The sequence below is a fragment of the Streptomyces polyasparticus genome, from assembly GCF_014493765.1.
GTDB classification, from domain to species: domain Bacteria; phylum Actinomycetota; class Actinomycetes; order Streptomycetales; family Streptomycetaceae; genus Streptomyces; species Streptomyces polyasparticus.
This window is the reverse complement of sequence record NZ_JACTVJ010000032.1, coordinates 57,030-66,866: the sequence shown is the minus strand read 5'-3', so window position 1 is coordinate 66,866 and position 9,837 is coordinate 57,030. Positions and strand designations below refer to the sequence as shown.

Genomic DNA, 9,837 nt, shown 5'->3' with positions numbered 1-9,837 from the left:
ATCAGGTGAGGTGGACGACCTGATCAGGTGAGGTGGACGACCTGATCAGGTGAGGTGGACGACCTGATCAGGTGAGGTGGACGACCTGATCAGGTGAGGAAGGGGAACCGGCACCCCCACCTCGCCCGTCACATCGGCATGTACACCCAGCGAGGAACACACAAGGCAGTGATCGGCTCCGCGGCCGCGGTCGCCGCGCTCGGGCTGCTCGCCGCCTGCGGTGACGAGCAGGCCACCGGGGGCGGCACGGGCTCCGGGCAGACCTCCGTCGCGACCGGGCCCGAGCTCACCGGCGTCCAGTGGGGCGTGGAGAGCCTCACGGTCGGCGGCAAGAAGGCCGAACCGCCGCGCGGCGGCGCGTACTTCGAGATCGCGAAGAACGGCCGCGTCCAGGGGACCTTCGGCTGCAACTCCTTCTCCGGCAAGGTCGACATCGCGGGCGAGAAGCTGAAGGTGGGCAGCCTCGCGCGGACCGAGATGCACTGCGGTGACGACTTCGAGGACCGGGCGTTCGCCGTCTTCGAGGGCGAGCTGAAGGCGCAGGCGGAGGGCGACAGGATCAAACTCACCGGCGGCAAGGGCGACTTCATCACGCTCAAGAAGGTCGAGCCCGCCCCGCTGACCGGAACGAAGTGGCAGGTCACCTCGCTCCTGAAGGGCGAGACGGCGACGTCCCTGCCGAAGGGTGCGAAACCGCATCTGACCTTCGGCAAGGACGGCCGTGTGACCGGCAACCTCGGCTGCAACAACGTCACGTCCACCGTCACCGTCCACAAGGACGGCACGCTCACCCTCGGCCCGGCCGGCACCACCCGCAAGCTGTGCCCCGAGGACGAGATGAACACCGAACGCGCGCTGCTCGACCTCTTCGACGGCAAGGTGGACTACAAGGTCACCCACCGCGTCCTGAGTCTGACGAAGAGCGGGAGCGGACTCAGCGCGAGTGCCGCCCCGAGCGGACAGTAGCCGCGCGCCGGCGGCCGCGGGCCGCGAAGACCGCGCCCAGCGCGAGCAGCAGCGCACCGCCCGCGGCGACCGGCACCGCGGTGTCCGACTCGGCCCCGGTCTCGGCGAGTTCCTCGTCGGCGGAGGCGGAGTCGGACGCCGGCGCGGCAGGCTCCTCGCCCCCGGTCTGGGGCTCGGCGCCCGCGGGCTCCTCCTGCGGGGACCCCTCCGGGGTGTCCTCCTGTACGGGCTTCTCCGCGGGCGCCTCGCCCGGAGCCGGTACGCCGTCCAGGCTCACCGCCACCGTCGCCTTGCCGCCACCCGAAGCGAGCACCTTCACGGAGACCTTCTCGTCCGCGTCGGTCAGCGTCGTGCCCGCGGCCAGGGCGTCCGCGTCCGCCGCGCCCTTGTCGGACCAGTGGTCGGCCTCCGTGGTGTCCACCAGGGTGGCCTCGGCGTAGTCGCCCTTCGGCGCCCGGTACGCGTGCACACCCGAGATCCGTCCGTCCACCGAACCCGACGCCCCGCGCACCTCGACCACCAGACGGTCCTCGCCCAGCGGAATGTCCAGGGCACGCACCCCGGCGCCGCTCCCGTACAGCGAACGCACCGTGTACGTACCGGACTTGGCGACCTTGACGGCCTCCTCGCCCGACAGCCACTTGCTGTGGATCAGCTCGGGCGAGGTGAGACCCGCGGCCCAACCCCCGCCGCCCATGGGTGTCTTGTGGCTGGTGTCCTCGCTCGCCTTGCAGCTCGCGAGGTCGGTGGAGGCGCAACGCTCGCGCAGCTGGTGGCTGTAGCCGAAGTTGTGCCCGAACTCGTGCACCAGGGCGGTCATCGAGATCTCCGCGCCGTCGATCGGCATCCATGTCGTGCCGCCGCCGACGGAGCCGAGCGCGAGATAGTCGCAGCCGGTCTTCTGGTTCGGGAAGACGATCGAGACATGCTCGTAGTCCTCCTCGGTGATGCCCTTCTTCTCCAGCGCCTCGTACGTCAGGTCGGAGATCTTCGAACTGTCGCAGCCGGCCGCCGACATGGGCAGCTCCACCGGGTCGAGGATCCCCCCGGCGGCCGGCTCGAAGGTCGTCGCGCCCCGGGTCACCTCGTTGTAGTACGAGGTGAGCGACTTGTTCTCGCCGAAGTAGGACTTCTGCAGCAGAGCCTTGGTCGCGGCCGGATCCGGGAACGCGCTGTCGGCGAAGTTCACCATCACCACCTGTACCCGGCGCCGCTCGGGGGCGTCGGCGGCGAAGGCCGGCGGGGCGATGCCGGCCAGGGCGACGGCGGCGGCCGGTATCAGCAGGGTGCGGGGGGACAGACGCATGGTGGGGGGGATCCTTCCGGACTGCGATCAACGCCATGTGCCCGGCGCACGCTAGCGATCATCTGCCCGCATGAGCCCCCTCCTGCTCCCGTCTTAGGTCCCGCTTAAGACCCCGCTAAGGATCGGCCGCCGTCCGGCGTCCGGGAGAGGTGCGGTCCCCCGTACGCACCCCCAGGAATCGCGAAGTGACTCTCCGTGCCCTTGGCTCGACTGTGCGTACCTGCGCCAACCCCCGCGCACCCACACAGGAGAGAGACGCATGAAGCCCCACATACCCGCCGCGCTGCTCGCCACCGCTCTCGCGGCCACCGCCGTCGCCCTGCCCGCCGCCTCCGCGGCCGCCGAGCCCACCCCGCCGCCGGCCGCCGCGGGCGAGAAGTCCGCCCCCGTCGACGGCGGCATCGTCAAGCTCGACCTCGACGCGAAACTCCTGGCGGACCTCAAGGCCAAGGGCCTGATCCTCACGCAGCTCACCGCCGACTGCCAGGTCCCCAGGGACGACAAGGGCAAGGAGCTGCTCCAGCTCGCCACCGGGCTCAGCCTCGGTGTGCAGGCGGGCGGCCTGGCGACCGTGGACGCCAAGGTCGCGGGCAATCTGGAGCTCGCGAAGACCTGCCTCGGCCTGGTGAACACCAAGGCCAAGACGGCCGTCCTGCTCAGGGACCTCAAGGCCGACCTCACCGCCGGCGCGATCGTCGGCACGCTGGCCGACGCGAAGACCTCGGCGGAGGTGAAGCTCGGCACGTTCTCGGCGCCGAAGCTCACCAAGGGCAATGTCGACGTCAAGACGAACAGCGTGGTCCTCGACGCCGACGTGGCGCTCGACGCCGCCGTCGCCGCCAAGCTCAACGCCGACCTCGGTGTGGACCTGTTCGTCGGCGGCTCCCCGCTCCTGAACGTCAACGCCACCGTCTCGCTCCTGAACGACATCGACCTGCTCGCGGTCCTCGGCCTCAAGCTCGACGCCAACGTCGGCGCCAAGATCGAGGGCGGTCTGCTCGGCACGGTCGGCGGCGTCCTCGGCGGCCTGCTCGGCGGCGCCCAGCCGCCGGCTGAGCAGCCGCCCGTCTCCCAGCCGCCGAGCTCGCCGGCCCCGTCGGCGAGCGCGTCCCCCATGCCGTCGACGAGCGCGAGCCCGGCCGCGGGTCCCGCGGACCGGGTGGCCGAGCGGCCGGCCGCCGCCGGGCCGACGGTCGTCGTCACGGCGACGGCCGACTGGTACAGCAGCTTCGAGACCCAGCTGCCCGCGATGCCTTCGGCCCCCGAGGTGCCGGAGGTGTCCAGCGTCCCGGAGGTCTCCGCCTCCCTGCTGCAGTCCGCAATCGCCGACTGACCCGACCCCACGCGAGCAGCCCCCCGAGAAGTCCCACGTCCGGGGGGCTCTCCGTACATTCGTACGAAGATCCAGGGGTACCGCATTCGGAGCATGGGTCGATCTCGCCTACACTCGTGGACGTGCCACGTGGTGACGGACGACTCAGCCACGACCTGCTCCCCGGCGAGAAAGGCCCCCAGGACGCTTGCGGCGTCTTCGGTGTCTGGGCTCCCGGCGAAGAGGTCGCCAAACTCACTTACTTCGGGCTTTACGCCCTCCAACACAGAGGCCAGGAGTCCGCGGGAATCGCGGTCAGCAATGGCTCTCAGATCCTCGTCTTCAAGGACATGGGACTCGTGTCCCAGGTCTTCGACGAGACCTCTCTCGGCTCGCTCCAGGGTCATATCGCGGTCGGTCACGCCCGCTATTCGACGACTGGCGCCTCCGTGTGGGAGAACGCACAGCCGACGTTCCGCGCCACCGCGCACGGCTCGATCGCGCTCGGCCACAACGGCAACCTGGTCAACACGGCGCACCTCGCCGAGCTGGTCGCCAAGCTGCCGCCGGACCACCAGGGCCGGGGCACCAAGGTCGCCGCGACCAATGACACCGACCTGGTCACCGCGCTGCTCGCGGGCCAGCGGGCCGACGACGGCACGCCGCTGACCATAGAAGAGGCCGCCGCGCAGATCCTGCCCGAGGTCAAGGGCGCCTTCTCGCTCGTCTTCATGGACGAGTCCACGCTGTACGCGGCCCGTGACCCGCAGGGCATCCGCCCGCTGGTCCTCGGCCGCCTGGAGCGCGGCTGGGTCGTGGCCTCCGAGTCCGCGGCCCTCGACATCTGCGGCGCCGCGTACGTCCGCGAGGTCGAGCCCGGCGAGATGATCGCCATCGACGAGAACGGTCTGCGCACCTCCCGCTTCGCCGAGAAGAAGCCCAAGGGCTGCGTCTTCGAGTACGTCTACCTCGCGCGTCCCGACACCGACATCGCGGGCCGCAATGTCTACCTCTCCCGCGTGGAGATGGGCCGCCGCCTCGCCAAGGAAGCGCCCGCCGAGGCCGACCTGGTGATAGCGACCCCGGAGTCCGGCACCCCGGCGGCCATCGGTTACGCCGAGGCCAGCGGCATCCCGTACGGCTCGGGCCTGGTGAAGAACGCCTACGTGGGCCGCACCTTCATCCAGCCCTCGCAGACGATCCGCCAGCTCGGCATCCGTCTGAAGCTCAACCCGCTCAAGGAAGTCATCAAGGGCAAGCGCCTGGTGGTCGTCGACGACTCGATCGTCCGCGGCAACACTCAGCGGGCGCTCGTACGGATGCTCCGCGAGGCGGGCGCCGCCGAGGTGCACATCCGCATCTCGTCCCCGCCCGTGAAGTGGCCCTGCTTCTTCGGCATCGACTTCGCGACCCGTGCCGAGCTCATCGCCAACGGCATGACGGTCGACGAGATCGCCACCTCGCTCGGCGCCGACTCCCTCTCGTACATCTCCATCGACGGCATGATCGAGGCGACCACCATCGCCAAGCCGAACCTGTGCCGCGCCTGCTTCGACGGCGAATACCCGATGGAGCTTCCCGACCCCGAACTGCTCGGCAAGCAGCTTCTGGAGACGGAACTGGCGGCGGGCGCCGCCGCCACGGCCGCGACCGACGCGATCCGTCGTCCGTAGGCCTTCTCTCCTCACCTCGACCCGAAAGATCCCAGGCAATGTCTGCTGAGTCTGATCAGGGGACTCCGTCCCCGGGCACCCCGTCGCCCGGTGCGTCCTACGCCTCTGCAGGCGTGGACATCGAAGCGGGCGACCGCGCCGTCGAGCTGATGAAGGAGTGGGTGAAGAAGACGCAGCGCCCCGAGACCACCGGTCTCGGCGGCCTCGGCGGTTTCGCCGGCCTCTTCGACGCCTCGGCGCTCAAGCGTTTCGACCGGCCGCTGCTCGCCTCGGCGACGGACGGCGTCGGTACGAAGGTGGACATCGCGCGCCAGCTCGGCGTCTACGACACCATCGGCCACGACCTCGTCGCGATGGTCATGGACGACATCGTGGTCTGCGGCGCCGAACCGCTGTTCATGACCGACTACATCTGCGTCGGCAAGGTCCACCCCGAGCGGGTCGCCGCCATCGTCAAGGGCATCGCCGAGGGCTGTGTCCTCGCGGGCTGCGCCCTCGTCGGCGGCGAGACCGCGGAGCACCCGGGCCTCCTTGGCCCGGACGACTTCGACGTGGCGGGCGCGGGCACGGGTGCGGTCGAGGCGGACCAGGTCCTGGGCGCGGAACGTATCCGTACGGGGGACGCGGTCATCGCGATGGCGTCCTCCGGTCTTCACTCCAACGGGTATTCGCTCGTACGGCACGTCCTGTTCGACCGCGCCGGGATGTCCCTCGACCAGGAAGTGGCCGAACTCGGCCGCACCCTCGGCGAGGAGCTCCTGGAGCCCACGAAGATCTACTCCCTGGACTGCCTGGCCCTGATGCGCACGGCCGAGGTGCACGCGTTCAGCCACGTCACGGGCGGTGGTCTCGCGGCGAACCTGGCCCGGGTGATCCCGTCCTCGCTGCACGCGACGGTGGACCGCTCGACGTGGACGCCGGACCCGATCTTCTCGCTGGTCGGTCAGGCGGGCTCGGTGGAGCGCCTTGAGCTGGAGAAGACGCTCAACATGGGCGTCGGCATGATCGCGATCGTTCCGCAGGAGTCGGCGGATGTGGCCGTCCAGACGCTGGCGGACCGGGGTGTCGAGGCGTGGGTCGCCGGCGAGATCACCGAGCGCGGCTCGCACGATTCTGGTGCCGCCATGGTGGGCGACTACGCGGCCTGAGGCGCGGGACTGCCTCTTTCGTGTGCCGCACCCCGCGGGGGTGCAGGGGGCGGAGCCCCCGCTCCGGTACTTCGGCGTCTGCCCCGGTGGGGGCGGGCGCCGATTTCGTTTCCCCCACCCCGCCCCTTCCCGAAACCGGGGGCCGCGCCCCCGGACCCCCGCATCCGAACTCCGTTCGGATCTGCTCAAGCGCCGCAGGGGCTGAAAGGTCGCCTCAAGCGCCGGCTGGGCTGAAGCGGAAGCATCAACGCAGCACAGGGCCCGGTCCGGCAAAGCTTGCCGGACCGGGCCCTGTTGTTGCGCTTAGAGAAAGGTCAAGCGCCGCGGCGCTGCGACGACGGAGGGTCGGACTCTTCGTCCTCGTCCTCATCGTCGTTGTAGAGATCCGCGTACTGGGCGTACGGGTCGTCTTCCTCGTCATCCTCGAACGGCTCGCCATTCGGCGGCTGCTGCGAAGTCGAAGCGCCCAGCTCATTGGCCAGACGCGACAGGTCAGTCCCGCCGCTGCTGTACTTCAGCTGGCGGGCGACCTTCGTCTGCTTGGCCTTTGCCCGGCCGCGCCCCATGGCTCGACCCCCTTGGATATGGGGCGCGCTGGCCCCAGAGTCTTGACACGCGTTCATGATCAGGAACGGACTCTCCGTGGAGAGACCGTGCCGTAGGGCTTCAACGGTACCTGCTTCGGCGCCCATACGGTACGCCGCCCACAGGACGCGCCTGCTATAAGGACCTGCGAAGAGCCCCGTCCCCGCTGGTCAGCCCCGATTTTAACCTGTTCTGGGCGTGCGACCCGCCGACGAGCGTGAGGCTTGTCTCCCCGATGACGTTGACGGGTCCTGAACAGAAGGCGTCCAGGACCCGCCGTATCGCACAAATTCAGCCCATGTGCCGAGCGAGGTCAGCGCCTGCTCAGGCCGAGCGCCTCGCCGCCCGTGCCTCCGCCATCCGCTGCTCCGCGATCCGGTCCGCCGCCGCGGCCGGCGGGATGCCGTCCGCCTTGGCCCGGGCGAAGATCGCGAGCGTGGTGTCGTAGATCTTCGAGGCCTTGGCCTTGCAGCGGTCGAAGTCGAAGCCGTGCAGCTCGTCGGCGACCTGGATCACGCCACCGGCGTTCACCACATAGTCGGGGGCATAGAGGATGCCGCGGTCCGCGAGGTCCTTCTCGACGCCCGGGTGCTCGAGCTGGTTGTTGGCCGCACCGCAGACGATCTTCGCGGTGAGCATCGGCACGCTCACGTCGTTGAGGGCGCCGCCCAGCGCGCAGGGCGCATAGATGTCGAGGCCCTCGACGCGGATCAGCTCGTCGGTGTCGGCGACCGAGGTCACGACGCCCGGGTGCTTGTCCAGAATCCGCTGGACGGATTCCTCGCGGACGTCGGTGATGACGATCTCGGCGCCTTCGGCGACCAGGTGCTCCACGAGGTGGTGGCCGACCTTGCCGACGCCCGCGATACCGACCTTGCGGCCGCGCAGCGACGGGTCGCCCCACAGGTGCTGGGCGCTGGCGCGCATGCCCTGGTAGACGCCGAACGCGGTGAGCACGGAGGAGTCGCCCGCGCCGCCGTTCTCGGGGGAGCGGCCGGTGGTCCACTGGCACTCGCGGGCGACGACGTCCATGTCGGCGACATACGTACCGACATCGCAGGCCGTCACATAGCGGCCGCCGAGCGAGGCGACGAAGCGGCCGTAGGCGAGGAGCAGTTCCTCGCTCTTGATCTTCTCGGGGTCCCCGATGATCACGGCCTTGCCGCCGCCGTGGTCGAGTCCGGCCATGGCGTTCTTGTACGACATCCCGCGGGCGAGGTTGAGCGCGTCGGCGACGGCCTCGGCCTCACTCGCGTACGGGTAGAAGCGGGTGCCGCCGAGGGCGGGGCCCAGAGCGGTGGAATGGAGGGCGATGACGGCCTTGAGGCCGCTCACACGGTCCTGGCAGAGCACTACCTGCTCATGGCCGCCCTGGTCGGAGTGGAACAGGGTGTGCAGCACGTCGGCAGGGGCGCCGGTCACTTCGGTCACGGTGGTGACTCCCATGGATATTGCGGCGGTTGGAGCGGCTTCCTGTGGGTGGGGAGGCCGTTGGACAGCAGATTAAGACCTGTCGGGCCCGCCCAGCACCGGAGTGCCGCGGATCACTCTCTCGCGAAGGAGTGCCGTGGGACGATTCGGAGCAGATTCTGCGGGTTCCCGGCGGGTTTCCGTGGTGGCCCGCGGGGGAGGGGAGCAGGCGTGGCCAAGGCTTCGGCGGTGTGTGTGCCCTACGCGTCCTATCTGCGCGTGTACGAGCCGCTGGCCGCCTTCCCCGAGCCCGAGCGCACCCACTGGCTGCGGTACGCGGAGCGCGAGGAGCGCCCCTCGTACCAGGACGAACTCCGCCGCTCCCTGCGAGACTTGATCGCCACTCCACCCGTCCCCGTGCCGGTGCACGAGAGCAGCGACGCCTTCGTCCTCTCCGTGGACGGGGTGCTGTGCGTCTGTCCCTGGCGCACCCGGCTGCGCGGCTGGCAGGCGCTCGGCGCGCTGGACGAGCAGCTGCCGAAGCCCGTGCTCGACGCGGCCCTGCCCCCGGTGGTGCGGCGCCAGACGGCCGCGGACCACGAGTCCTGGCTGGAGCGCAACCCCGACGCCCGCCCCTGGATCCGCTCCGCCGTCTGGCACGTCCCGCTGAGCTGGTTCGTCCTCTTCACCGACCAGGAGCGGCTGTACGAGGAGAAGGCGGCGCCCGACGAGCAGGCCGGCGTCGCCGAAGGCGCGCCCCTGCTGCGCTATCGCACGCCGATGGTGCAGGCCCGCCGACGGGTCGCCCGGGCGCTGAGGACGCTGCGGGACACCCTGGAAGAGGGGCCGCTGATCGACGGTCTGACGGATGTCGGGCGGTGGCTGGAAGAGTTCCATCCGCGTTCACTCGTCGAGCTGGACTACGGCGGCCTCGTGCACACCCTGCCCTCCGATCATCTGGACGCCGACCACTCCGCCGCGGATGTGGCCGAGGGGATCGCAGCGCTCCGTGAGGGCGACGGCGAGGGTGCGGGTGCCGCGTATGCACGACTTATGGAACGGTGGCGGACCGTCCGCGCGCGGCAGTTCGCAAGCTGACCAAACCGGGGCATATCGCCAGCACTCGGGTCTTTTGCGCATCTCGCTTGGGGCTATGGTCGGAGGACTGCGAGGACGTAGGTCCCGATCCGGGCCATTGGGTCAAGCGTGACGGACCGCACTTACATCACCCTTGCATCCTTCCCCTTGCTCCATGCCAAAATAGGACAAGGAGTCCGGGGAGGGCTCCATCCGCCCAACTAGGGGCGGAACGCTCGGCATTGCACTCTGATTGGGGGGCCTGATGACTTCTGATCACGCTGTGACTGATCGTCACAATGGCGTGACTGTCCGCTATGGCATGGTCCATCGGCTTCCGTCGTTGATGGACACCTGAGA

8 protein-coding genes are annotated in these 9,837 nt (G+C 69.8%); 5 read left to right on the top strand and 3 right to left on the bottom strand.

Annotated elements, in window-relative coordinates; translation table 11 throughout:
- Nucleotides 1-168: 168 nt before the first annotated feature.
- Complete coding sequence (locus tag H9Y04_RS41955) at nt 169-966, top strand: META domain-containing protein (RefSeq protein ID WP_308801962.1); 798 nt, start codon at nt 169-171, stop codon at nt 964-966.
- Here the strand turns inward: H9Y04_RS41955 and H9Y04_RS47865 are convergent.
- On the bottom strand, nt 935-2,272 hold the full coding sequence (locus H9Y04_RS47865) for an LPXTG cell wall anchor domain-containing protein (RefSeq protein ID WP_306660227.1): 1,338 nt from the start codon (nt 2,270-2,272) through the stop codon (nt 935-937). The genes H9Y04_RS41955 and H9Y04_RS47865 overlap by 32 nt on opposite strands.
- Before the next feature lie 259 nt (nt 2,273-2,531).
- Here H9Y04_RS47865 and H9Y04_RS41945 point away from each other — a divergent pair, with 259 nt between their 5' ends.
- From H9Y04_RS41945 to purM, 3 genes are all read left to right on the top strand, one after another.
- Nucleotides 2,532-3,605 (top strand): hypothetical protein, encoded by a 1,074-nt coding sequence (locus H9Y04_RS41945; protein WP_187819523.1) that lies wholly within the window; start codon nt 2,532-2,534, stop codon nt 3,603-3,605.
- 122 nt (nt 3,606-3,727) lie between these two features.
- Nucleotides 3,728-5,257 carry an amidophosphoribosyltransferase gene (gene purF / locus H9Y04_RS41940; protein WP_187819522.1) on the top strand — a complete coding sequence of 510 codons (1,530 nt, stop codon included), beginning with the start codon at nt 3,728-3,730 and terminating at the stop codon, nt 5,255-5,257.
- Nucleotides 5,258-5,295: 38 nt separating this feature from the next.
- Nucleotides 5,296-6,405: a phosphoribosylformylglycinamidine cyclo-ligase gene (purM, locus tag H9Y04_RS41935; RefSeq protein ID WP_187819521.1), complete on the top strand. Its 1,110-nt coding sequence runs from the start codon at nt 5,296-5,298 to the stop codon at nt 6,403-6,405.
- A 314-nt stretch (nt 6,406-6,719) separates the two neighbouring features.
- On the opposite strand, the gene H9Y04_RS41930 is transcribed toward purM, so the two are convergent.
- Nucleotides 6,720-6,971, bottom strand: a complete 252-nt coding sequence (locus H9Y04_RS41930) for a DUF3073 domain-containing protein (protein WP_187819520.1) — start codon at nt 6,969-6,971, stop codon at nt 6,720-6,722.
- Between the two features lie 343 nt (nt 6,972-7,314).
- Nucleotides 7,315-8,421, bottom strand: coding sequence for a Leu/Phe/Val dehydrogenase (locus tag H9Y04_RS41925; protein ID WP_187819519.1), 1,107 nt, complete (start codon nt 8,419-8,421; stop codon nt 7,315-7,317).
- Nucleotides 8,422-8,631: 210 nt separating this feature from the next.
- On the opposite strand from H9Y04_RS41925, the gene H9Y04_RS41920 reads away from it, so the two are divergent.
- Nucleotides 8,632-9,498, top strand: a complete 867-nt coding sequence (locus tag H9Y04_RS41920) for a DUF8083 family protein (RefSeq protein WP_187819518.1) — start codon at nt 8,632-8,634, stop codon at nt 9,496-9,498.
- Nucleotides 9,499-9,837: the final 339 nt, after the last annotated feature.

Bases quoted from the DNA above. Each gene is read 5' to 3' on its own strand.
- H9Y04_RS47865 (WP_306660227.1), bottom strand. From the start codon at position 2,272: ATGCGTCTGTCCCCCCGCACCCTGCTGATACCGGCCGCCGCCGTCGCC.
- purM (WP_187819521.1), top strand. From the start codon at position 5,296: ATGTCTGCTGAGTCTGATCAGGGGACTCCGTCCCCGGGCACCCCGTCG.
- H9Y04_RS41930 (WP_187819520.1), bottom strand. From the start codon at position 6,971: ATGGGGCGCGGCCGGGCAAAGGCCAAGCAGACGAAGGTCGCCCGCCAG.
- H9Y04_RS41945 (WP_187819523.1), top strand. From the start codon at position 2,532: ATGAAGCCCCACATACCCGCCGCGCTGCTCGCCACCGCTCTCGCGGCC.